Source organism: Pseudomonas sp. GM74 (genome assembly GCF_000282455.1).
Taxonomy (GTDB): domain Bacteria; phylum Pseudomonadota; class Gammaproteobacteria; order Pseudomonadales; family Pseudomonadaceae; genus Aquipseudomonas.
Genome location: NZ_AKJG01000008.1, coordinates 1 through 23,970, shown reverse-complemented (window position 1 = coordinate 23,970; position 23,970 = coordinate 1). Strand labels below are relative to the sequence as shown.

The following is a 23,970-nucleotide window of genomic DNA, read 5'->3' as shown; positions in this document are numbered from 1 at the left end:
ACGACAAGGCTTACCCGCGCGTCTGTTCCCGACCGGTTAGTCCGGGCCCGGGCGCCCGGCCTTCTATACTCATCCTGTTTTTCTCAACGCGTGTGTGAGCAACAGCCATGAGCGACAGGAGCAGTCATGAGCGATAAAGACGATCTGCGCAAGTACTCCTCTCAAGTGATCGACGGCGTGGAGGCCGCACCGGCGCGCGCCATGTTGCGGGCCGTGGGCTTTACCGATGCAGACTTCACCAAGCCGCAGATCGGCATCGCCTCGACCTGGGCCATGGTCACCCCATGCAACATGCACATCGACAAGCTGGCGCTCGAAGCCGAAAAAGGCGCGAATGCCGCCGGTGCCAAGGGCGTGATCTTCAACACCATCACCATTTCCGACGGCATCGCCAACGGTACCGAAGGCATGAAGTATTCGCTGGTGTCCCGCGAGGTGATCGCCGACTCCATCGAAGTGGTCACCGGTTGCGAGGGTTTCGACGGCCTGGTGACCATCGGCGGCTGCGACAAGAACATGCCGGGCTGTCTGATCGGCATGGCGCGGCTCAATCGCCCGTCGATCTTTGTCTACGGCGGCACCATCCAGCCGGGGGCCGGCCACACCGACATCATTTCCGTGTTCGAGGCCGTGGGCCAACACGCGCGGGGCGATATCAGCGAGATCCAGGTCAAGCAGATCGAGGAAGTGGCGATTCCCGGTCCCGGTTCCTGTGGCGGCATGTACACCGCCAACACCATGGCCTCGGCCATTGAAGCATTGGGCATGAGCCTGCCCGGCTCCAGCTCCCAGGACGCCATTGGCGGCGACAAGGCCTCTGACAGTTTCCGTGCCGGCCAGCAGGTCATGGAGCTGCTCAAGCTCGACCTCAAGCCTCGCGACATCATGACCCGCAAAGCCTTCGAGAACGCCATTCGCGTGGTGATCGCCCTCGCCGGCTCGACCAACGCCGTGCTGCATCTGCTGGCCATGGCCAATGCGGTGGACGTCGAGCTGACCCTGGATGACTTCGTCGAGCTGGGCAAGGTTTCTCCGGTGGTCGCCGACCTGCGCCCCAGCGGCAAATACATGATGAGCGAACTGGTGGCCATCGGCGGCATTCAACCGCTGATGAAGCGCATGCTCGATGCCGGCATGCTGCACGGCGATGTGCTGACCGTCACCGGCCAGACCCTGGCGCAAAACCTGGCCAACGTGCCCGACTACCCGACCGGCCAGGACGTGATCCGGCCTTTCGACCAGCCGATCAAAAAGGACTCCCACCTGGTCATTCTGCGCGGCAACCTCTCGCCCACCGGCGCCGTGGCCAAGATCACCGGCAAGGAAGGCCTGCGCTTCGAAGGCACGGCCCGGGTCTATCACGGCGAGGAAGGTGCGCTGGCCGGCATTCTCAATGGCGAAGTGCAGCCCGGCGAAGTGATCGTGATCCGTTACGAAGGGCCCAAGGGCGGCCCGGGCATGCGCGAAATGCTCTCGCCAACCTCGGCGGTCATGGGCAAGGGCCTGGGCAAGGAGGTGGCGCTGATCACCGACGGGCGTTTTTCCGGTGGCTCCCACGGTTTCGTGGTCGGCCATATCACGCCGGAAGCCTTCGAAGGCGGGCCGATTGCGCTGGTGGAGAATGGCGACAGGATCATCATCGATGCCGAAACCCGGCAGATCACGGTGGATGTCTCCGATGCCGTGCTGGCTGAGCGCAAGTCGCGCTGGGTGCGCCCGGAATCGAAATACAAGCGCGGGGTGTTGGCCAAGTACGCGAAGACCGTGTCCAGTGCTTCGGAGGGGGCTGTGACGGACAAATACCTTTAGCCCGTCGTTTTGCATTGCCGGGTCTGCCGCCTTCGCGAGCAAGCCCGCTCCCACAGTTGATCTCCTTTTGACGAAGATCCCCTGTGGGAGCGGGCTTGCTCGCGAAGAGGCCGTGACAAACACCGAATCTCTTGATTCAGTACATCAGCCTCAAAGCCTGAACCGATCCACCGACTGCGACAGCTGCCCCGCCAGGCTGGACAGTTCATCCGTGGTCGAAGCGGTCTGCCCGATCACCTTGCTGTTGCCTTCGGACATGCCGGCAATCATCTCCACCTGGTGGGCGATCTCGTTGCTGGCCAGGCTTTGCTCGCCGATGGTGCGGCTGATGTCGTTGACCAGTTGCGTGGTGTTGAGCGTGGCATCAAGGATTTCACGAATGGCGCGCTCGACATCGGCTGTCACCGCCATGCCCTTGTCGACCTGAGCCACGCCCTCCTCCATGCTGACCACCGCCTCGCGAGTGCTGTGCTGGATGCGTGCGACCATGCTGGCGATTTCCTGGGTGGAAGCGCTCGTGCGCCCCGCCAGGCTGCGGACCTCGTCGGCCACCACGGCAAAACCACGCCCTTGCTCGCCGGCGCGAGCGGCTTCGATGGCGGCGTTCAATGCCAGCAAGTTGGTCTGGTCGGCGATGCCCTTGATCACCTGGATGATGTTGAAAATCCCTTCCGACTCTTTGTCCAGCGTGCGAATCACCTGCGCCGACTGCTGCGCCGAACGCGCGATGCCGCCCATGTCGTTGACCACCTGGTGGATCACCCGGCCGCCATCCTTGGCCAGGGCTTCGGCCTGATTGGCCATGTTCAGCGCCATTTCGGCATGCCGGGTGATTTCCTCGATGCTCGCGGTCATTTCGCTGGCGGCCGCGGCCATGGTGCTGGCCGCGGCGCTTTGTTGCTGGCTGCTGCCGGCCACCTCATGGCAGCCGTTGCTCAATCGCTCGCTCATGCCACTGACGCCGTGGGCGTTGCTGCGCACGACCTCGATCATGCCGCGCAAATCCCGCTGCATGGTCGCCAGGCTACGAATCAAGGCGCTGGCTTCGTCCTTGCGGGTGGGCTCGACAATTGGCTCGCTGAGGTTGCCATGGGCAATGTCCTGGGCAATACGGCTGGCGGTTTGCAGCGGGCCCATGATGCTGAGGATCGCCGAACGCCCCAACGCAAGCAGCAGCAACAGACTGACGATTAGCACGCCGAGGAGGGTCAGGTTGGCGTTGCTGATCGCTTGCGCCGTGCCCTGGCTGGTCTGTTGCGTGTCGTTTTCGATCAACTCGCTGAGAGCTTCCATCTGGTCTTCCAGCTGGCTGAAGGCGCTGTTGAACGTGCCCACTTCCTGTTGCGCGGCTTGCGGGTTTTCCAGCGCCAGCCCGACGATGCGCTCGGCGGCACCGATGTAGGTGTCGAGGCTGGGCTTGACCTTGTTGAGGCCGGCCTTGATGGTGTCGTTGACCGGCAACTTGAGGTTTTCCCCAAGTACTTCGCGAAAGCGCCGGGTGTGTTCCTCGATGGAACTGCGCACCTCGGCTTTGCTGCTGGCGCTTTTGTTCAAGCCCACCAACATGGCCGACAGCACATCGGCGCGCAGCGCGTCGTGCATCATGTCGGCTTCGAGGTGATTGCGCAGCGCGGCCATGCTGACGCCGTCGTCGTCCACGGCCCCGGCCATTCGGGTGGTCCCCAGGTAACTGACCAGGCTCATGATCAACGCGGTAAGCAATCCGGTGCCGATCAGCAACATTAAACGCAGTTTTATGGACACTCTGTGGTTCCTCTCTGGCACGTTTGGCGGCGGGTCTGTCCCGCACGGGTGGCACGCTTGAAGAGGTTATCGACGGGATCGAACGGTAATTGAAGCCTATCCCCACAGATTGTTTTTTTTGCGACATGCGGTCGCCATCGGCTGTTTTTGCGCCCTGCCGCGCAAGGACACCAGCAACAGGCTGACAAACGCACCAGCTACCGCGATGGTCATGTCCTTTTGCGAGTCCCACGGATCGTTTTGTGCGCCGACGAAGGCCTTCGCCGTGTCATTGCCCAGGAAGGCACCGCCGACCCACTCCACCAGTTCGTACACGGCGGACGTCGACAGCATGATGTTCAAGGTCACGAAAAACAGCCAGAACCCCCGCAGCGGCGTCAGGCGCCACAGCACTTCGCGCACCGGATAAACCAGCAGCAGCCCGTAGCTCAGATGCACCAGTCGGTCATAGTGATTGCGGTGAGCACCTGCCGCCCGGTCTAAACTGAAGCCCAACCACGCCGAAGACCAATGATCGTAAGGCACCTGGGAATAGGTGTAGTGGGCGCCCAGTTCATGCACACACAAAAACGCAAACACCAGCGTGATGGACATCGCCGACAAACGGAACCGCCGAGAAACCGCGACCAACGTCCCCACCAGCAACAGCACCAGCAGGTTTTCCAGCGCCCAGTCCACACGGCTGCGGGGAGAAAACCCCGACACCCCGACAATCAGCACAAACACCAAGAGCAACGTCAGGTCGAGCCGTAAACGCGGGTCAGGCTGCATGGCGCACTACCTCGAAGTCAGGACATCGTCCTTTAAGCTTCGAGGCAAGGGCGCCCTGCAAGTTCGCTTTTTTCATCTACGGCGTGATAGGTTGTACGATGACTGACGAACAACGATCCAGTCATCGCGCTATCCCAACAACAAGGAAACACCCATGAAAAAAGCAAAAGTGCTGATCGGTTTTCTGTGCCTGTTCAGCGGCTACGTCGCCGCCACCCCGGCTGCCGTCGACAAGGACGTGGCCCAGGCAGTCGACCACCTGACCCAGGCCATGCTGCACAAAGACATCCCGGAACTGAACGCCTTGACCGCCGAGAACCTGACCTACGGGCACTCCAGCGGCAAGATCCAGGACAAGAAGGCCTTCATCGCCGACATCGAAACCGGCAAAAGCGCCTTCAAGACGCTTGAGATGCAAAACCAGACCATTACCGTCTCCGGCGATGTCGCGCTGGTCCGCCACCACTTCTCGGCGCAAGCGCTCAAAGGCACTGAAGTGGTGCCAACCGAAATCGAAAACTTCCAGATCTGGCAAAAGCAGGACGGTAAATGGCTTTTGGTGGGACGTCAGGCTTACAAGTTCTGATGCATTGGTAAAACCACCACCGTACCTGTGGGAGCGGGCTTGCTCGCGAAGGCGTTGTATCAGACACCCTGGATGTCGACTGACACTCCGCCTTCGCGAGCAAGCCCGCTCCCACAGGTTCAGTGTCACATCAGGTTGACCACGATCATAAGACGGTCAGGTATTGGTTTTCAGCTTGGTCCACAGCCGCGTGCTCAACCGTGCGATGGCTGCGGGCAAGTCTTCGACGGTAAACAGCTTGTCCATCACGCTTTTCGGCGGATAGATCGCCAGGTCCTGCTTCACCGCCGGGTCGACGAAGGCATCCGCCGCGCTGTTGGGGTTGGCGTAATGGATGCTGTTGCTGATGTTGGCAATCACCTTCGGCTCCAGCAGGTAGTTCATGTAGGCGTAGCCGTTCTTCTCATGCGGCGCATTCTTGGGCATGACGACCATGTCCAGCCACAAGGTGGAACCCTCGTCCGGGATCGAGTAGGCAATATCGATCCCGTTTTTCGCCTCCCTGGCGCTGGCGGCAGCCTGCACGATGTCGCCGTTGAAACCGATCACCGCGCAGACGTTGCCGTTGGCCAGGTCGCTGATGTACTTGGACGCATGGAAATACTGGACGTAAGGCCGGATCTTGAACAGCGCCTGCTCGGCTTTCTTATAGTCGGCAGGCTCATGGCTGTGGGGTGGCAGGCCCAGGTAGTTAAGCGTGATCGGCAGGATCTGCGTCGGGTTGTCGATGATCGCCACCCCACACTCGCTGAGCTTCTTGATGTTGTTCTCGTCGAAGAACAGCTTCCAGGAATGGGTCACGTCGGTATTGCCGAAGATCGCCTTGATCTTCTCGACGTTGTAGCCGATGCCCGCCGTGCCCCACATATAGGGGTAGCCGTACTGGTTGCCCGGATCGTTGACCTCAAGTTTCTTCATCAGTGCCGGGTCGAGGTTTTTCCAGTTGGGCAACTGGCTCCTGTCGAGTTTCTGGATGGCTCCGGCCTTGATCAGTCGCGACAGGAAGTGGTTCGACGGGCTGACCACGTCATACCCGGTGTTGCCGGTCATCAGCTTCGACTCCAGCACTTCGTTGCTGTCGTGAATGTCGTAGGTCGCCTTGATCCCGGTGTCCCGGGTGAAATTGGCCAGGGTGTCGTCGGCGATGTAGCCGTTCCAGTTGGAAATGTTGACGGTTTCGTCGGCATGAGTGACGACGGAAAAGGTCGAGATCAGGGCCACAAGGGAAAGCGTATTGACGCGCATGTTGAATCACCTTCGATGGGAAGTGCTTTTGTTCTTGTTGTGAAACGGATGTTTTCAGATTTCGCTTCTGGCCCGGACCGTTTCCACGCGCATACGCAGCATGGCACCGATGTCGAGCAAGGGCTTGGGCGGCAGCCAGCCGGGTTGCGCCCGTTGCATGACCGAGTGCAGCAACGGCGAATCACGACCCGAGGCCAGCTCCGCCAGCAAGCGGCCCCACAGCGTTCCCCGCGCCACGCCGGAACCATTGCACCCGGCCACGGCAAACACGCCCTCCTCGGCTTTGCCGAAATACGGTTGCCCGGAGCGTGAAGCGCTGAGATGGCCGGTCCAGGTGTATTCGATGTCCCGCTCGCCAAGCATAGGGAAACGTCGTTGCAACCCCAGCACATGATGCTGGCGGCGGATCGACAATTCGCTCGATGACAAATCCCGCGAGCGGTATTCCGCCGTGTTGCGGATCATCACCCGACGATCCGGAGTCAGGCGCACCGTGGCCCCGAGCGGGCGGGTCGACAGCACACCCCAGGACGCTGGCGCACCGAGGGCTTGAAACTCTTGATCGCTGAGGGGCCGCGTGAGGCTGGCGCTGAGTTCCATCGCAAATGTGCCGCTGTCCTCGATACCCGAGCGAGGGATAAAGGCATTCAGGCAGACCAATACCTGTCTGGCCTCGACGCCGCCATTTTGGCCCCCGGCGCGAATTTGGCCGTTGCCCAGGCGCTCAAGACTCGTGATATCGGTGTTCTCGTAGACCGTCACTCTCGGTGGCAGGGCATCGAGCAAGCCCCGAACGTATTTCGCCGGTTGCAGCAGCGCGTTGCCGTTACCGCACCAGATCGCCGCGCGGTAGTGCCGGCTGCCGAGTTTCTCGATCAACGACTCGCCCTGCAGAAACTGCGCGCTGGCGCCAACGGCACGCAAGGTCTGCAGCTTGGCCTCGACCTGGGTCAGCTTGCGTGGATCGCTGACGGCAAAAAAATAACCCGACTCCCTGAAGTCGCATTCGATGCCGTGGCGGGTAATCTGCTTGCGCACTTCGTCGGCGGCTGCGCGGCCGATGGACGTATCCACCTGATACCCGGCGAACCCGTCACTGCCCACCAACTCGCCAGCGGCTGGATGCTCATGGGCCACCACAAAACCGGAATTGCGCGCCGATGCCCCCTGCGCAGCCCGCTGCCGGTCAACGACCACGATGCGTGCCCGGGGGTGCAACTGCGCGAGGGCATGCGCAGCACTGAGGCCGGTGATTCCAGCGCCAATGACCAACCAATCGGCCTGCTGCGTGCCCTTGAGCGGCTCGCGCAGCGGTGAACTCCCCGCTTGCGCGATCCAGCCACAGATATTTTCCATGTGTCACCTCGTTTTCTTGTTATGCGAACCGTGGCGAATCAACTGCGTTGCATGCATGATTCGCATGAACGGTTTTCGATGACGGCAGCCATGACTAGAATCTAGAGGCTCCTCACAGGCACAACCAACGTTATTAATTCATCGAGGCATTCACAAAACGCATGGACAAGATTCGCCACGCGCCCTCGCTCCAGGGCTTGCAGGCCTTGGTGGAAGTCGCCACCGCCGGCAGTTTCACCCAGGCAGCGCAAAAGCTTTGCCTGACGCAAAGTGCGGTGAGCCGACAGATCCAGCAACTGGAGAGCCACTTTGGTGTGCCACTGTTTGTCAGGAGCAGCCGCAGCCTTCAACTGACCGCCGAGGGCGAGCAGGTACTGGCCAGCGCCCGCGGCATCCTCGAACAGTTGCGCACCCTCGAAGACCGGCTCGCGCCGCAAAGGCGCCCGTTCCGCATTCGCATGCACGTGTCACTGGCGGTGCGCTGGTTGCTGCCCAGGCTGAGCGAGTTCTACCGGCATCACCCGGATGTATCCCTGGCAATCGAAACCGTGGCCACCGAAGTGGTCGAGCCGGCCAGTGACAGCGACGCCTACATACTCTATTTGCCCGAGCCGTCCACGGCGCCCGATTGCCTGACCCTGTTCGAAGAGGCATTGGTGCCCGTGTGCGCGCCAGGCCTGGGCACTCCGATCCGGCCATTGGCTTCGCTGGAGGATCTGTCAGGGTTCGCCTTGCTGCACCGCTCCTCCGATCAACATGACTGGCAGGTCTGGCTGTCAGCCCACGGCGGCAAGTCGTTGCATGACTATCGGCACATCCCCTTCAACCTCGACGAACTGGCACTCGATGCCGCCGCCCGGGGCCTGGGCGTGGCGATGACCGACATGACCCTGGCCGGTGAGTCGATTCAACGGGGCGAACTGGTGATTCCGTTTGGTGAGCCATTGAAGACCCGGGGGATTTACTCGCTGTGCCTGCAACCTTCGGCGGCATCGCATCCAGCCTGCGCACCGGTCATGCAGTGGTTCACCACGCAAACCACTGCATGACCCTGTGGGAGCGGCGGTGCGGCGATCCGGCTTGCTCGCGAAGGCGTCGAGTCAGTCAACTTATCTGTTGAATGACACACCGCTTTCGCGGGCAAGCCCGCTCCCACAGTAATTTCTGTAGTTAACGAATACTGCGTACACCCACTGACCCTGTGGGAGCGGCGGTGCGGCGATCCGACTTGCCCGCGAAGGCGCCGGGTCAGTTGACAATTATTTCACTGACACACCGCTCCCACAGGGATTGCTCAATCATCCTCATGCAACTTGATGCCGCGTTTATGCAGCACATGGGGCACCACCAGCACCAGCAGCGTCAGGGCGAGGAAGAACGCCGAGATCGGTTGTGTGAGGAACACTGTCCAGTCGCCCTCGCTGATGGACAAGGCGTTGCGCAGTTGTTTCTCGGCCATCGGACCCAGCAGCATGCCGACGATCACCGGGGCGACGGGAAAGTCGAAACGGCGCATCAGCACCCCGCCCCAGCCAATGGCCAACATCAGGATCAGGTCGAAGGATGAGTGGCGCATGCCATACACACCGATGGTGGCGAACACCAGGATGCCGGCGTTCAGGTACGGCCGGGGGATTTGCAACAGTTTGACCCACAGCCCCACCAGCGGCAGATTCAACACCAGCAGAATCGCGTTGCCGATGTACAGCGAGGCCACCAGCGTCCAGACCAGTTCGGCGGAGGTTTCGAACAGCATCGGCCCCGGTTGCAGGTTGTAGTTCTGGAACGCCGCCAACAGGATCGCCGCCGTGGCGGACGTCGGGATGCCCAGGGTCAGCAACGGCACCAGGGAACCGGTCGCGCTGGCGTTGTTGGCCGCTTCCGGGCCGGCCACGCCTTCGATGGCGCCCTCGCCCTTGTTGGCGGAAAACTCCTTGGGGTACTTGCTGAGTTTGCGTTCGGTGGAATAGGACAGGAAGGTCGGAATCTCGGCGCCACCGGCCGGAATCGAGCCAAACGGAAAGCCGATCAGCGTGCCCCGCAGCCACGCGGGCACCGAGCGTTTCCAGTCGGCGCGGGTCATCCACAACGAAGTCAGGCGATGCCGGCCCTCGTTTGATTCCTTTTGATAGAGCAAGCTGTACAAGGCCTCGCCCACCGCGAACAAACCAACCGCCACCAGCACCACTTCGATACCGTCCACCAGTTCCGGCACGCCGAGGGTGTAGCGGGCAATGCCCGAGGTCGAATCCAGGCCGATCAAACCGATGGTCAACCCGACGCCCAGCGAGGCGAACCCGCGCAGCATCGAAGCGCCGAGCACCGCCGACACGGTGGTGAACGACAGCACCAGGATCGCGAAGTATTCGGTCGGGCCGAAATTCAGGGCCAGCCTGGCCACGATGGGTGCAAACAGCGTCAGCAAGATCGTGGCGATGGTGCCGGCGACGAACGAGCCGATTGCCGCCGTCGCCAGCGCAGGTCCCGCCCGGCCGTTGCGCGCCATCAGGTTGCCTTCCAGGGCCGTGACCATGGAGGACGATTCACCCGGCGTGTTGAGCAGGATCGAGGTGGTGGAGCCTCCGAACTGCGCGCCGTAATAGATACCGGCGAACATGATCAGCGCGCCGGTGGGGTCGACCTTGGCGGTGATCGGCAACAGCAGGGCCACCGTCAACGCCGGACCGATCCCCGGCAACACGCCGATGGCGGTGCCGAGCAGGCAGCCGATGAACCCCCACATCAGATTGATCGGCGTCAGCGCCGAGGAAAAACCCATCGCCAGGCTTGAAAGAATGTCCACGGTGTCGATCTCCTTTCAAAGCCAGATGTTGATCAGCGACGGCAGGGAAACCCCCAGCCCGGCGTTGAACAGCCAGTAGATCGGCAGGGTCAAGGCAATGCCGATGGCCAGGTCCCGCACGGGATGACGGCTGCCGAAACCCCGCGCCGAGCAGGCAAACAGCAACCCGGCGGCCAGCACGAACCCGATCACGTTGATCAGCACCGCCACCCCGACAAGCCCCGCCGTCACCCACGCAGCACCGGTTTTTCCACCGGGCACCGTGGCGGTGTCGTTATCCAGCTCTCGAAAGCCGCCGCTGACGGCCTGATACCCCAGCAGCAGCCCCACCGCACCCAGAAACGCCGCCACGACATAGGGATAGACGTACGCCGGCAGGATCACGAAGCCCATTTCGGGCGGAAAACGGTGGGCGCCAATCGCCAATACGACGCTGATGGCGATCAGGCCGATGCCGACCGCCAATTGCGTCGGCACCACTGCGCGCTGTGTGGCCATCTCAAAGCAGCCCGACCTTGACCAGCATGGCGTGCAACCGCACGTGTTCTTCCTCGACGAACTTGCCGAAGTCATCGCCGGTCAGCACGCTGGGCGTCCAGGCGTTGGTCTGGATATTGTCCTGCCACACCTTGCTGTTGGTGGCGGCCACGACCGCGTCGATCACCTCTTTACGCTGCTGCGGGGTAAGGCCCGCCGCACCGTAAACGCCGCGCCAGTTGCCGATAGTCACATCGTAGCCGCTCTCCTTGAGGGTCGGTGCATCAATGCCGGGAACCCGCTCCGGCGCGCCGATGGCCAGGACACGGAACTGACCGGTCTTGATGTATTGGCCCAACTCGGCGTAACCGCCGGTGATCACCTTGAGCTGGCCGCCCAGCGCCTGGGCAACCACCTCGCCACCGCCACCAAAGGCCACGTAGTTGACCTTGTTGACCGGCACGTCCAGCTTGCCCGCCAGCTCGGCGATGCCGATGTGATCCACCGAGCCCTTGGAGCCGCCGCCCCAGGCGATGCTCGTTGGCTTGGCCTTGAAGGCCTTGATCAGGTCATCGAGGGTCTTGAATTCGGATTCCTTGCGCACGGCGATCACGTTGTACTCGGTGAACAGCCGGGCAATGGGCGTCACATCCTTCAGGCTGATCTGCGGTTTGTTCTGTTCGATGCCCGCGACCATGATCGCGCCGACCACCAACAATGCGTTCGGATCGCCCTTGGTGCTGTTGGCAAATTGCGCCAGCCCCAGGGTTCCGCCCGCCCCGCCCTTGTTCTCAAAGGTCACGGCCTTGGCCGTATTGACCTCGACCATGGCCTTGCCCAGCACCCGGGCGGTCTGGTCGTAACCACCGCCCACGGAACCCGGGGCCATGAATTTCACGGTATCCAGCGCCAAGGCTGGCGCTGCAAGCACGGCAGCGGTCAAACCGGCGGCCATGCAGCGACTGAAACGACGGATCAAAGCGGACATGGGCATCTCCTGATTGCATTGTTTTTATAGGTGCCGCTTGCCCATCGACGCGCGCGATGAACAGGGGCCTGCAAACAAGCTTAGGCCATGGATCCTCGGGTTGATCTGTTTTGCTCAAACTACCCGCGGCACTTTCGACAAAACATCGCTCCAGGGTGCGTGTCATGGCCTAACCTCATTGGCTAAGTGACCAACAACCCGTCGAGCTCGCCGATGCGCAATGTCTTGAAGTCAATGGTTTACGTCGCCTTCGCGGTTGTGGCGGCAAGCCCGGGATGGCTGTTGGCGGGGGACATGGCCGACGCACCTGCTCTTGCGCCTGCCCCTGCCCCCGCAGCCCCGATCATCAGCATCTCCGACAGCGAATTGCTGGGGGTGCAAAACCAGCTCAACAGCCTCAAGCAGCAGGTTTCCCAGGCCACCAATTACACTCAGCTGGAAAGCTCACAGGACCTGGTGCAAGTACTGATACAGGACATTGAACGCCTGTCCACTTCACTACTGCCTGGACAGGCACAATTGCAGGCGCAACTCAACGTGCTGGGGCCAGTGCCGCTTGACGAGAACGCACAGGTGACGACGGCCATTACCTCCCAACGAGACGCCCTCGGCGAACAAAAAGACAAGATCGACAGCCAACTCAAAACCCTGGCCGCGCTCAAAATAAATGCCGGCGAGCTGATCACGCAGATTGCCAGCATCCGGCGCAGTCTGCTGGAAGCGGAAGTGACCCAGCAGACCAGCAGTATCCTGAACCCGAGCTTCTGGTCGCCATTGTTCAATCTTCCGATCGATGACCGCCAACGTTTCAGCGCCCTCATCGAGCAACTCGAGACCACGCACCGGGCCGCCTGGCAACCCGGACAACGCGGGATCACGGCCGCCCTGCTGATCCTGGCCCTGGCCATCTGGACCGTGGGGCGAAAGCTCGCCGGACGGGCCCTGGCCTGGTTGTGCATCCATCGAATGCCTGAAGGCCGGTTGCGGCGCAGCTCCCTTGCACTGGCGTCGGTGGTGGCGACGGTGCTGACCGCCGGCATCGCCCTGCAACTGCTGAATTTTGCCGGGACCCGGCAACTGCCCTACACCCCTCTGCTGGCCGACCTGGCGCAGTATCTGGAAAAGCTGGCCTATACCTGCGTGCTGATCACCGGGCTGAGCCGCGCGTTGTTGTCCACCAAGCATCCTTCATGGCGCCTGCCCGATATTGCCGATCCGGTGGCGCTGGTGATGGAGCCCTATCCGAGGTTGCTGGCCAGCCTGCTGCTGGTGCTGGTGACCCTGGTGCAGATGAGCAATGTCACCGGCATGAGCGCCGAAGTGGTGTTGTTCGGTCGGGGCGTCGTGGCATTGGTCGCGGCACTGGTGATCGGTGCGCTGTTGTTGCGCGTCAGCAAGACGCGCAGAGACCTGATCATTGCCGGAGAAGCCCCCGAAGGCGTCACCACCTTCGCCGGTCTGATTTACACCTTCACCGGCGCTGCCGTGGTGGTGTCCCTGTTCGCCCTGTTGATCGGCTACGTGACGATGGCCCGGTTCATCACCTATGAATTGGTCTGGATATTCATCATCTGCGCCGGTTTCTACCTGCTCACACAGGTTTACCAGGACACTTGCGACTACCTGTTCTCGCCCCGCAAACCCACCGGCAAGGCGATCAAACAACTACTGGGCATCGGCAATCCACGCCTGGAGCAGATCTGCACTGTAATGTCCGGGGCTGGCCGCGCCATCCTGATACTGATCGGCGTCATTGCCCTGTTTGTCGGTGGCGTGGGGACAACGCTCGGGCAACTGGTCACCGGCACCGTGGCCGTACTCGGCGGCGAAGGGCTGCGCAAACTCAACATCGTCCCGGACAACCTGCTCAATGCCATCCTCGCCCTGGTGATCGGTATCTACCTGATTCGCTCCTTCCGGCGCTGGCTGGATAACGAGTTCCTGCCCAAAACCGAGATGGACCCGGGCATGTGCGCCTCGCTCAGCACCCTGTTTGCCAACATCGGTTACGCATCCGTGGTGCTGCTCACGCTGTCGTCGCTGGGGGTCAAGTGGACCAACCTGGCCTGGATTGTCAGTGCCCTGTCAGTGGGTATCGGCTTTGGTCTTCAGGAGATCGTGAAGAATTTCATTTCCGGCCTGATCCTGCTCACCGAGCGCCCGGTAAAGGTCGGCGACCTGATCAGCATCAGCGGCGTCGAAGGCGACATTCGCCGGATCAACGTACGGGCCACGGAGATACAACTGGCCGACCGCTCGATCATGATCGTGCCCAACTCCCACCTGATTTCGCAGAACCTGCGCAACGTCACCCTCGGCGGCAGCGCCCAAGGCGTGGTGATGCTCGAACTGGTGTTCCCGCTGGACATCGACCCGGAGCAAGTACAGAACCTGCTGTACGACACCTTCACCGAACACGAATCGATCCTGGATAAACCGGTGCCTTATTTGCGCTTCAGTCAGCTGAAGCCTGAAGGCATCACCTTGACCATCACCGGCTATGTCGGCAGCCCACGCACGGTCAGCGCGATCAAAAGCGAGCTGCTGTTTGAAATTCTCAAGCGGCTGGGGGCTGCGGGGATTGAACTGGCGAAACCGCCACCCGCAGCATGATGGGGGAGCGAGCCTGCTCGCAATGGTCGCCAACGATAATGCGAACTGACTGACAGACCGCATTATCTTGACGTTTTTCGCAAGCAAGTCGGATCGCCGCACCGTCGCTCCTACAGGTTGATCAATGGGCGATGCACACCGACTTGAGCTCAGTGTAAGCCTCGATCACCGCACGCCCGAACTCACGGCCCATGCCCGATTGCTTGACGCCACCGAACGGCATCGCCGGGTCGAGCAACACATGGGCGTTGATCCAGACCGTACCGGCTTCGATGCGCGGCACCAGGTTCATCGCCTTGCCCAGGTCGTTGGTCCACAGGCTGGCGGCCAGGCCGTAGCGGTTGTCGTTGGCCAGTTCGATCACGGCGTCTTCGTCGTCGAACGGCATCACGCCCAGCACCGGGCCAAACACCTCTTCGCGGGCCACGGCCATGCTGTGGTCGATGTCCGCCAGGATGGTCGGCTGCACGAAGAAGCCGTCGCCTTCCAGCAACTCGCCGCCCGTCACCACCCGCGCACCTTGCTGGCGGGCCAGTTCGATGTGCTTGAGCACGCTTTGTTGTTGCTTGCGCGATACCAGCGGGTTGATCGCCGCGTCGCAATTCATGCCGGCGCCAATCGGCATCGAGGAGACGACGGCGGCCAGGGCTTCGACGAATTGGTCGTGGATCGAACGGTGCACGTAGAAGCGCGAGGCCGCTGCGCAAACCTGGCCGTTGTTCAGCAAGCCACCGAGGATCGCGCCTTGCACGGCTTTTTCGATGTCGGCATCGGCGAGCACGATCATCGGGTTCTTGCCGCCCAGTTCCAGGGAGAAGCGCGTCATGTTTTCCATGCACGCCACGCCGACACTCTTGCCCACGGCGGTGGAACCGGTAAACGACACTTTGCTCACCAACGGATGCGCGGTCAGCACGCCGCCAACGGAGGCGCCGCCGCCAGTGACCACGTTGAACACGCCGGCCGGGATGCCGGCTTCCAACGCCAGCTCAGCCAGGCGCATGGCGGTCAGCGGGGTTTCCATCGCTGGCTTGATGATCACCGTGCAACCGGTGGCCAGGGCCGGCATCAGTTTCCAGGCGGCGATCAGCAGCGGGAAGTTCCACGGCACGATGCCGACCACCACACCCACCGGCTCGCGCTTGGTGAACGCGGTGAACTTCGCGCCCGGTGGAAGCGGGATCGACACATCGAAGGTCTGGCCTTCGATCTTGGTCGCCCAGCCGGACATGTAGCGCATGAATTCCACGGTGGCGTTGAGGTCCAGCGCGCGGGCCATGTTGATCGACTTGCCCTGGCTCAGGGTTTCCAGCTGGGCCAGTTCTTCGGCGTGTTCTTCGACCAGACGGGTGAAGTTCAGCAGGATGCGTTCACGGTCCGCCGGGCGCAGGCTGGACCACACGCCAGATTTGAAAGCCTTGTGGGACGACTGCACGGCGCGCTCGACGAGTTCCAGCGGCGCATCCAGGGTTTCGCACAGGGTTTGCCCGGTGGCCGGGTTGACCACGGCGATACTGTCGCCCTCGGCAAGCACCCACTGGCCATCAATGAAGCAGCCGTGGCGACGTTCGAGGAATGCAGCAATCTGGGGCAGGATTTCAACGTTGCTCATAATTCACCTTTCATTCAGATGCAGGAGCCGACTCAAGGCCGTCTTCGCTGGCAAGCCAGCTCCCACAGGGGTTGGTGGTTGTCAGGCGAAAATTCGACTGATCAGTGTTGTTCTTTGAGGAAGCACGCGACCGCCTGGCGGTCGTCGGCGGAAGCCAGGCCCATGTAGGGCATGTAGGTGCCCGGCACGAAGGCCTGGGGCTGGGTGATCAGTTGCGCGATGTTCTCTGCCTGCCAGTCGACGTCTTTGTCGCGCATGGCCTGGGAGTAGCTGAAACCCTCCAGCGAGCCGGACTTGCGCCCATACACACCGAACAGATTCGGCCCCATCATGCCGGTCGTGCCCTTGGTCACCGCGTGGCAGACGCTGCACTCGGTGGCAAACACTTCGCCGCCACGGCGCGTGTCCGGGGCACACTCGGCGGCGGACACCGCCTGGACCAGGGTGAAGGACAACAAACCGATCAGGGGCAAACGCAGCGAAGTGAACATAGGAAAACGACCTTGAAAATCCACGCGCCCGCCAGCAAGCGAACGCCAACACTAAAAATGCCGAGGCAACGGTGCTTCGGCAGGTTGGTAGGGATTGTCGGTGGTCGCCGACACGCAGGTTTTGCCCTGCGTGCCAGTTGTGTTGGCGGTTGTGCCAGATTGCGCAGGAGCTGCCGCAGGCTGCGATCTCTTGATCTTCCTGTTCTCGATATCGTCGACAGCAAGATCAAAAGATCGCAGCCTACGGCAGCTCCTACCAGAAGGCGCACTCAATTTATGCAGTGTAGATTTGCGAGATCAGCACTTGCACTAGCCAAACAGGTGATGGCTACTTCAGCTTTTTCAACTCTAAAAAATCGTAATCCGACTCCGGATTCAAACCATACTCTGACAACATCTCATCAAACTCTGCCTTCGAAACATTCTTGTAGTCTTTTAGTTTAGCCAGAGCCACAGCTAAAGATGGCGAACGCATTATCGACCTGTCGTTCTTCGAAACCTCCAAACTACCGGAGTCAAAGTAAAGTATTTCGTAGCTTTGTAAATTTAACATCATGAAGTCTCTTTGCAGGATCAGGTAAAGCACTTCTGCCACCCCCATCGTCACCTTCACTGCCGTCTTGTACCCAGGGGCCTTCGGCAATGTGCGGAGATGAGCCATATTCAAGCTCATCGTCAAAACAAGGAACGACTCCAAAATTTTCGCATTTCATTTTTTATTACCCGCTATTAGAGAGATCGCCACCAAAATCAAGTGACGCATCTACTTTTAATAACTTTCAAAACGGAGCGCAAGAGACATTTTTTTACACGCAGGAAATTTCACTCAATATAAAAAGATGGTTCGCACAGGACATTCGGAATATTTTTTTCTTATTAACGTCGTAAAAGCATCATTACACCGATAAGTTTTTACAAGCCTTTAAAAACAAAATAAACGTTGACCACAAAGCGAACGATGCTGGCCTCGGCCGTCTGTAGGTCGGAGTAGGCAATTTCCTTCTTTTTTCAAAGTATCTTTTTTGAGTTTGCGTTTTAGCTTTATAAAAAAACGACGGACGGCAACCTTGCTGATCGGTTGCCATTGCGTGGCGGGGTCCTGGCCGGACCACTCAATTCGTATACCGCTTGCGATACTCACCCGGCGAAACGCCAAAGCGCGACTTGAACGCCGTAGAGAAATAGCTCGAATCGTTAAAGCCCCACTCATAGCCCAGCGCACACAGCTTGCCCTCGCCCCGGGCATGGCGCAGTTGTTCGGCGCATAGGTCGAGGCGGCGGTTTTTCACGTATTGCGCCACCACCAGGCCGTGTCGGGAAAACAGCCGGTACAGGCCGCGCACGGAGACGCCCACCTGGGTCGCCAGCCATTCGGGGCACAGCGCTTCGTCACCGATGTGTTCATCGATAAAGCGCAACGCCTTGCGGAAGGTGCGTACCTGGGGTGAGTCGTCCACTTCGCTCTCCCCCATCGCCGGGCGCAGCAAGCTGATCACCGCGTCCAGCGTCGCTGCGCTTTCCGCGTGATTGAGGCCTTGTTCCGTTGAACCGAGGATCAGGCGATGGGCCAGCCCCGCCATCGGAGCCGAAGCCGGAATGCGTTGCGCGGGTTTGACCGTGGTGTAACGCATCTGCTGTTCGACCCGCTCCCGGGGCAGTATCAATGACAACTGACGGGCGTTGTTGCGGTAGACAAAGTTGCTTGGGCGCGTGGAGTCGATCAGGGTGATATCCCCCGGCAACAGGGTGATGCAACTGCCCTGCTGCTCCATCACGGCTTCGCCGGCCAGCTGGAACGCCGCGTAGTAATGGGAGCCTTCGCCCTGATCGATCTCATGCTGCGTGCGGAACAGTCGGGCCTGGGCCACGTCGACAAAACTCATCTTGAGCTCACCGCTGCGGTACTCATCGATCGAGCCCGCAAACTGCGTCCCCAACACATTGGCACCAAAGCGTCCGCAGACCTGATTGACCTTGTCGAGCCATTGATCAAAGCGCTCGACCTGTTGTGCATTGCTCATCGCAGCCTCATCCATCGCATTAGTCGCTGCGAGGCGCCCTGCACTTTTCGCTCCTGTTGCTGGCCACCGCGAAATACCGCGGTGGCCATGCCAATCCATGCGCGATTACTGCGCAGCGCGCGTTCTCGCGCACCAGGAACCGGCGTCGTGGCAACGCGCCGGGCAATCTGGCATGCACAACCAACTAATTGGCAAACAGGGAAAAGGGCAAACAATGGCCGCGCCTTAGTATCCGGACAGACCGCAACCCTGCGCTCAAGAACAAGAACGGATGCCACACCATGCTCAAGTCCCCCTTGCTTCGTCTCTCGACGCTCGCGCTGATGATCAGTGCCGGCAATGCCGGTGCCTATGAACTCTACGCCGATGACGACAGCCACCTGAACGCTACCCTCGAAGCCGTGTTCGGCATTTTCCACAGCCAGGAAAACTACGCCCTGTCCGGTCGCCTGAATGAAGGCAGCTCGTCGTGGCGCGAGGGTTACATCAAATACGGCTTGAGCTTCGATCAGGGCCTGGGCGGTGTGGGTACCGCGTACGGCGCGGGGAACATGCTCAGTTCCGGCACCTGGGGCGATGGCGATGCCGCCGGCTTCTCCGATGGATCGGAACGCACCACCAAGTTCGAAGACGCCTACCTCGGCTGGCGCTCGGCCGATCTGTTCGGCGCGTTGGGCAGTGACGGCGTCGACCTGTCCTTCGGTCGTCAGAACATCGTGGTCGGCGACGGTTTCCTGATCGATGGCGACGCGCTGAACATGGGCAAGGGCCTGGCCGACGGCGAATTCAACCGTGGCGGCGCCTACTACCTGGCAGCCCGCAAGGCCTTCGACGAAACCGCCGTATTGCGTCTGGGCGGCAAGGAAGGCTGGCGCAGCGACCTGATGTGGCTCAAATCCGACAACCGCGCCCAGGCCAAGACCGAAATGTACGTCGGCACCCTGGAGCACGTGGCCGAGGCCGGCACGGTCGGACTGACCTTCATCAAGACCACCGATATCGATGAACAGTACGCCTCGCCGATCCAGCTCGAACGCGACGGCATGAAGACCTACAGCCTGCGTGCGGCAGGCAACGCCGGGGTGAAAGACCTGTTCCTGTCCGGTGAATACGCCAAGCAGGACAAGCCCCACACATCGACCGAAGACGCCTGGTACCTGGAAGCGGGCTGGACCTTCTCCGACGCGGTCTGGACACCGAGCGCCAGCTACCGCTACAGCCGCTTCTCGGAAGGCTACGACACCCTGTTCTACGGTTTCAGCCGTGGCTACGGCACCTGGTTCCAGGGTGAAGTGGCGGGCAACTACGCCGGGCCGTTCAACAGCAACTCGCGCATCCAGAACGTCACGATGAAGGTCTCGCCGCTGGAGAACCTCAACGTCGGCGCGATGTACTTCAACTACGACACCATCGACCGCAACCTGGGCAACACCGATGGCCACGAAGTCGACCTGTACGCCGAATGGCACGTCAACGACCACCTGACCGTGATGCCGTTGGTGGGCATCTACCAACCGGACAAGAGCGCCGAAGACGGTGGTACCCAACTGGGTAACAACGACAGGAACGTCTACGCCCAGGTGGTATTCGCCACCGGTTTCTAATCTCGGCCGCGGGCAGTGGCCACTCCATTGCCCGCGTGGAAAAAGGTATTTCCAATGCACAGAACATTCCTGACGATCCAGAGCAAGATCGCCCTGCTCGCCGGTCTCTGTCTGCTGCTGGTCGTCGGCTTGCTGATGGGGTTGTCGCTCTATCAGACCCACAAGAGCAGCCAGCAAGTGGCCGAGGCCAGCGGCGACATGCTCGCCAGTGCGGCCAGGGAACACATGCAGGCCCTGGGCAAAGTGCAGGCCATGCAAGTACAACGCACCTTCATGCAGACCCACGAATACGGCCAGGGGTTATCGCGGTACCTGCTGTACCTGCGACAGCTGCAACATCAGGGCAGCCTGACTCGTCCGCAACTGCGCCAGGAACTCAGCACCCAACTTCATCAAGCCTTGATCGACAAGCCCGACCTGCTCGGGCTTTATGTCATTTTCGAACCCGGTGGACTCGACGGCGCCGATGCCGACTTCGCCGGCCAGGCCGCATTGGGCAGCAATGAAACCGGTCGCTTTTCGCTCTATTGGGTGCAGAGCAAACCCGGCGAACTGCAAGCGGTCATCGGTGACGAAGGCCTGCTCGCCAACACCGAGCCGGGCCCGAGCGGCGCACCGTACAACGCCTTCTACACCTGTGCCCGCGACACCGGCCAGGCCTGTGTGCTGGAACCCTATTTCGACGAGGCCTCCGGCAGCCGCAAACTGGTGACCAGCGTGGCCTTCCCGCTACTGGAAAACGGCAAGGTCATCGCCGTGGTCGGGTTGGACATCAACCTCGCCGCCCTGCAGCAGAACAGCGAAGCCAGCGCCCGTGAACTGTTCGATGGCAACGGCCAGATCAGCATCGTCAGCCCCCGTGGGGTGATGTCTGCCAACAGCCAGGACGTCGGTCGCCTCGGTCAGCCAATGGACAACGCCGAAGTGATGGACAGCCTGCGTCAGGGCCAGCCAAAAGTGTTTGTCGACGCCCGGCAAATCAAGGTGCTTGAACCGCTGTCACCGATTGCCGGTGCCGCGCCTTGGGGCGTGTTGGTCGGTGTGCCGCAGAACGTGTTGCTGGCGCCAGTGACTACGCTGCAAAACGAACTCGATGCCCGGGGTGTGCAAAGCACCGCGCTGGAACTGTTGCTCGGTGGCGGGTCGGCCCTGCTCGGCCTGCTGTTGATCTGGTACACCGCGCAACGCATCACCCGGCCGCTGCAAGTACTGACCCGGGTCATGGAAGACATCTCACTTGGCGAAGGCGACCTGACCCGGCGCCTGCAAGTGCAATCGAAGGATGAAATCGGTCAGCTGGCGACGGCGTTCAACCGCTTTGTCGAACGCATCCACCATTCGATCCGCGAGGTGTCGTCTGCCGCCCTGGGCGTCAATGAAGGCGCAAGGCGCGTACTGGATGCGTCGAATTCGTCGATGAGCAATTTCGACGATCAATCCACCCGCACCAACAGCGTGGCGGCGGCGATCAACCAGCTCGGCGCCGCCGCACAGGAAATCGCCCATAACGCCTCCGATGCCTCGCAACAGGCTTCGTCCGCACGGCAGCAGGCCGAGGATGGTCGCCAGGTGGTGCAGCGCACGATCGAGGTGATGAACGAACTGTCCGGCAAGATCAGTGCTTCGTGCGCCAACATCGAAGTGCTCAACGACAAGACCGTGAACATCGGGCAGATCCTCGAAGTGATCAAGGGCATCTCCCAACAGACCAATTTGCTGGCGCTCAACGCAGCGATTGAAGCGGCGCGGGCCGGTGAAGCGGGTCGTGGCTTTGCCGTAGTCGCCGACGAAGTACGCAGCCTGGCCGGACGCACCCAGGCCTCGGCGCTGGAGATCCAGCAGATGATCGAGGAACTGCAGGTGGGCGCGCGGGAATCGGTCACCACCATGACCGAGAGCCAGTGCCACAGCGAAGAAAGCGTCACCATCGCCAACCTCGCCGGCTCCCGCCTGGGCAGCGTGACCCAGCGCATCGGCGAGATCGACAACGTCAACCAGTCCGTCGCCGCCGCCACCGAGGAACAGACGGCGGTGGTCGAGGCGTTGAACGTCGACATCATCCAGATCAACACCCTGAACCAACAAGGGGTGGAGAATCTGCAATCGACGTTGCGGGCATGTACCGAACTGGAGCAACAGGCCGGGCGGTTGAATCAGTTGGTGGGGAGCTTTCGGATCTGAGATTTGGGTTGCCTGATATGCTGCTATCGCGAGCAAGCCCGCTCCCACAATTGGATCGCTGCCGTGCACAAAATCCGTGTACGCCGCAGATCCCTGTGGGAGCGAGCTTGCTCGCGATTGAACGATAACGCGGTCTATCAGCAATGCGTCCCGGCATGCTCAACGCGATGAAACAACCGGTTGAAGTACACCAGGCTGTCGCGCGGCTCGCGCACGCCCACCTTCGTCAGTTCCACGAACATCACCGAATGCGAGCCCACTTCCTTGCACTCGCTGATCCGCCCCTCAAGCTGCACCAGGGCATCGCGCAGCACCGGCACGTCGGCCGCGCCGTCGTCCCACAGGTCCCAGGCGAAGCGTTCGTCCATCGGCACCTTGGTCATGCCGGCGAAATGACGGGCCAGTTCTTCCTGCTCGCCACACAGCACGTTGATGCACAGATGGCCGTTGGTGCGGAACACGTCGTGGGTGGCGCTGTTGCGGTTGACGCACACCAGCACGGTGGGCGGCGAGTCGGTGACCGAGCACACGGCGCTGGCGGTGATGCCGCAACGTCCGCCGGGGCCGTTGGTGGTGATGATGTTCACCGCGGCAGGCAGCTGCGCCATGGCGTTGCGAAAGTCGATTTGCTGCTGGCTCAGGTCGGCCATGTCGATGCCCCTTCCTTCAGGAGGACCGCTATCTGGCGGCCCGTAGGTGATGGAACAAGACTAAGGCTGCGGGCGCGCCGCAACCATTCTCGCGATCCCCATGGCGGGGTTGGGTTTCCGCTAGTCGACTAGGTGGTTTCTTTATCGCAAGGGCCGGCCACAGTGGGTATTCTGCATACTGGTTCCAGAAAGATGAGCCAATGCGTGCCGCACGTTCCCGTGCGAAAACAATAATTAGAAGACTTTCGTGGCAGCCCCGATGGAAATCCGTAAACCGATTGTTTATATCGTTGACGACGACAAGGACCTGCGAACCTCACTGGCCTGGTTGCTGGAGTCGGTGAGCGTGCAGGCGCAATGCTTTGCCGGCGCCGAAGAGTTCCTCAGCCAATACGACCCCAAGCAGCCCGCCTGCCTGGTGCTCGACGTGCGCATGCCGGAGACCAGCGGTTTCCAGTTGCAGGAAATCCTCAACCAGCGCGGCAGCACCCTGCCGACCATTTTCGTCTCGGCCCATGGCGACATTCCGATGTCGGTCACGGCGATGAAGAACGGCGCGCTGGATTTCGTCGAGAAGCCCTACAACCCGCAGCAGATGATCGACCGCATCCAGGCCGCGCTGAAGACCGCCGTACACGCCCAGGCCGATCAGCAGCAGCGTCAGAACCTGCAAGGCAAGCTGGCACTGCTGACCAGCCGAGAGCGGGAAGTGTTGATGCTGGTGATCGATGGCAAGGCCAGCAAGGTGATTGCCCGGGAGCTGAACATCAGCGTGAAGACCGTTGATGTGCACCGCACCAAGATCAAGGAAAAGATGGGTGTGAGCAGCATTGCCATGCTGGTGCGCGAGGTGCTGCATTTACCGGTGGATGAGCCGGCGCGGCACTGACATTCCGTACTCGCCGTCAGGCCGCCTTCGCGAGCAAGCCCGCTCCCACAGGTTCTTCAGTGCACACAGCATTTGTGTACGAAGCAGATACTGTGGGAGCGGCGGTGCGG

At 61.0% G+C, this 23,970-nt stretch carries 19 protein-coding genes and 1 pseudogene; 7 read left to right on the top strand and 13 right to left on the bottom strand.

Going from position 1 to position 23,970, the window contains the following annotated elements; all coding sequences use genetic code 11:
• Positions 1-126: 126 nt before the first annotated feature.
• Positions 127-1,809: a dihydroxy-acid dehydratase gene (ilvD, locus tag PMI34_RS24330; RefSeq protein WP_008046335.1), complete on the top strand. Its 1,683-nt coding sequence runs from the start codon at positions 127-129 to the stop codon at positions 1,807-1,809.
• Between the two features lie 150 nt (positions 1,810-1,959).
• Here ilvD and PMI34_RS29635 read toward each other — a convergent pair whose 3' ends face one another.
• The 3 genes and pseudogenes from PMI34_RS29635 to PMI34_RS24340 form a co-directional block, all read right to left on the bottom strand.
• Positions 1,960-2,685, bottom strand: a complete 726-nt coding sequence (locus PMI34_RS29635; protein ID WP_443216116.1) for a methyl-accepting chemotaxis protein — start codon at positions 2,683-2,685, stop codon at positions 1,960-1,962.
• A gap of 132 nt (positions 2,686-2,817) precedes the next feature.
• Positions 2,818-3,573 (bottom strand): annotated as a pseudogene (locus PMI34_RS29630) (MCP four helix bundle domain-containing protein); the annotation flags it as partial.
• 96 nt (positions 3,574-3,669) lie between these two features.
• On the bottom strand, positions 3,670-4,344 hold the full coding sequence (locus tag PMI34_RS24340) for a DUF2238 domain-containing protein (RefSeq protein WP_008046331.1): 675 nt from the start codon (positions 4,342-4,344) through the stop codon (positions 3,670-3,672).
• A gap of 154 nt (positions 4,345-4,498) precedes the next feature.
• On the opposite strand from PMI34_RS24340, the gene PMI34_RS24345 reads away from it, so the two are divergent.
• On the top strand, positions 4,499-4,930 hold the full coding sequence (locus PMI34_RS24345) for a nuclear transport factor 2 family protein (RefSeq protein ID WP_008046328.1): 432 nt from the start codon (positions 4,499-4,501) through the stop codon (positions 4,928-4,930).
• 156 nt (positions 4,931-5,086) lie between these two features.
• On the opposite strand, the gene PMI34_RS24350 is transcribed toward PMI34_RS24345, so the two are convergent.
• Complete coding sequence (locus PMI34_RS24350) at positions 5,087-6,175, bottom strand: polyamine ABC transporter substrate-binding protein (RefSeq protein ID WP_008046327.1); 1,089 nt, start codon at positions 6,173-6,175, stop codon at positions 5,087-5,089.
• 54 nt (positions 6,176-6,229) lie between these two features.
• Positions 6,230-7,531 (bottom strand): NAD(P)/FAD-dependent oxidoreductase, encoded by a 1,302-nt coding sequence (locus PMI34_RS24355; protein WP_008046325.1) that lies wholly within the window; start codon positions 7,529-7,531, stop codon positions 6,230-6,232.
• 161 nt (positions 7,532-7,692) lie between these two features.
• Between PMI34_RS24355 and PMI34_RS24360 the strand changes: the two genes are divergently transcribed.
• Positions 7,693-8,580 (top strand): LysR family transcriptional regulator, encoded by an 888-nt coding sequence (locus PMI34_RS24360; RefSeq protein WP_008046323.1) that lies wholly within the window; start codon positions 7,693-7,695, stop codon positions 8,578-8,580.
• 245 nt (positions 8,581-8,825) lie between these two features.
• Here the strand turns inward: PMI34_RS24360 and PMI34_RS24365 are convergent, their stop codons facing one another.
• From PMI34_RS24365 to PMI34_RS24375, 3 genes are read right to left on the bottom strand one after another with little or no spacing between them, the layout of a single operon-like run.
• Positions 8,826-10,334, bottom strand: coding sequence for a tripartite tricarboxylate transporter permease (locus tag PMI34_RS24365; RefSeq protein ID WP_008046321.1), 1,509 nt, complete (start codon positions 10,332-10,334; stop codon positions 8,826-8,828).
• A gap of 15 nt (positions 10,335-10,349) precedes the next feature.
• A complete protein-coding gene (locus tag PMI34_RS24370; protein ID WP_008046320.1) occupies positions 10,350-10,832 on the bottom strand; it encodes a tripartite tricarboxylate transporter TctB family protein in 483 nt (160 codons plus the stop codon).
• A gap of 1 nt (position 10,833) precedes the next feature.
• On the bottom strand, positions 10,834-11,799 hold the full coding sequence (locus PMI34_RS24375) for a tripartite tricarboxylate transporter substrate binding protein (RefSeq protein WP_008046318.1): 966 nt from the start codon (positions 11,797-11,799) through the stop codon (positions 10,834-10,836).
• A 213-nt stretch (positions 11,800-12,012) separates the two neighbouring features.
• On the opposite strand from PMI34_RS24375, the gene PMI34_RS24380 reads away from it, so the two are divergent.
• Positions 12,013-14,412 (top strand): DUF3772 domain-containing protein, encoded by a 2,400-nt coding sequence (locus tag PMI34_RS24380; RefSeq protein WP_008046316.1) that lies wholly within the window; start codon positions 12,013-12,015, stop codon positions 14,410-14,412.
• A gap of 121 nt (positions 14,413-14,533) precedes the next feature.
• Here PMI34_RS24380 and PMI34_RS24385 read toward each other — a convergent pair whose 3' ends face one another.
• The 4 genes from PMI34_RS24385 to feaR form a co-directional block, all read right to left on the bottom strand.
• Positions 14,534-16,024 (bottom strand): aldehyde dehydrogenase family protein, encoded by a 1,491-nt coding sequence (locus PMI34_RS24385; protein ID WP_008046314.1) that lies wholly within the window; start codon positions 16,022-16,024, stop codon positions 14,534-14,536.
• A gap of 101 nt (positions 16,025-16,125) precedes the next feature.
• On the bottom strand, positions 16,126-16,515 hold the full coding sequence (locus tag PMI34_RS24390) for a c-type cytochrome (RefSeq protein ID WP_008046312.1): 390 nt from the start codon (positions 16,513-16,515) through the stop codon (positions 16,126-16,128).
• Between the two features lie 328 nt (positions 16,516-16,843).
• Entirely contained in the window at positions 16,844-17,176 is a 333-nt protein-coding gene (locus PMI34_RS24395; protein WP_238538753.1) for a hypothetical protein, read from the bottom strand.
• A 451-nt stretch (positions 17,177-17,627) separates the two neighbouring features.
• Complete coding sequence (gene feaR, locus PMI34_RS24400) at positions 17,628-18,536, bottom strand: transcriptional regulator FeaR (protein ID WP_008046308.1); 909 nt, start codon at positions 18,534-18,536, stop codon at positions 17,628-17,630.
• A gap of 281 nt (positions 18,537-18,817) precedes the next feature.
• Here feaR and PMI34_RS24405 point away from each other — a divergent pair, with 281 nt between their 5' ends.
• Complete coding sequence (locus PMI34_RS24405; protein ID WP_008046306.1) at positions 18,818-20,140, top strand: hypothetical protein; 1,323 nt, start codon at positions 18,818-18,820, stop codon at positions 20,138-20,140.
• A 54-nt stretch (positions 20,141-20,194) separates the two neighbouring features.
• Positions 20,195-22,321, top strand: a complete 2,127-nt coding sequence (locus tag PMI34_RS24410; RefSeq protein WP_008046305.1) for a methyl-accepting chemotaxis protein — start codon at positions 20,195-20,197, stop codon at positions 22,319-22,321.
• 137 nt (positions 22,322-22,458) lie between these two features.
• Here PMI34_RS24410 and hpaC read toward each other — a convergent pair whose 3' ends face one another.
• Positions 22,459-22,971: a 4-hydroxyphenylacetate 3-monooxygenase, reductase component gene (hpaC, locus tag PMI34_RS24415; protein WP_008046303.1), complete on the bottom strand. Its 513-nt coding sequence runs from the start codon at positions 22,969-22,971 to the stop codon at positions 22,459-22,461.
• 259 nt (positions 22,972-23,230) lie between these two features.
• On the opposite strand from hpaC, the gene PMI34_RS24420 reads away from it, so the two are divergent.
• Positions 23,231-23,860: a response regulator transcription factor gene (locus PMI34_RS24420; RefSeq protein WP_008046301.1), complete on the top strand. Its 630-nt coding sequence runs from the start codon at positions 23,231-23,233 to the stop codon at positions 23,858-23,860.
• Positions 23,861-23,970: the final 110 nt, after the last annotated feature.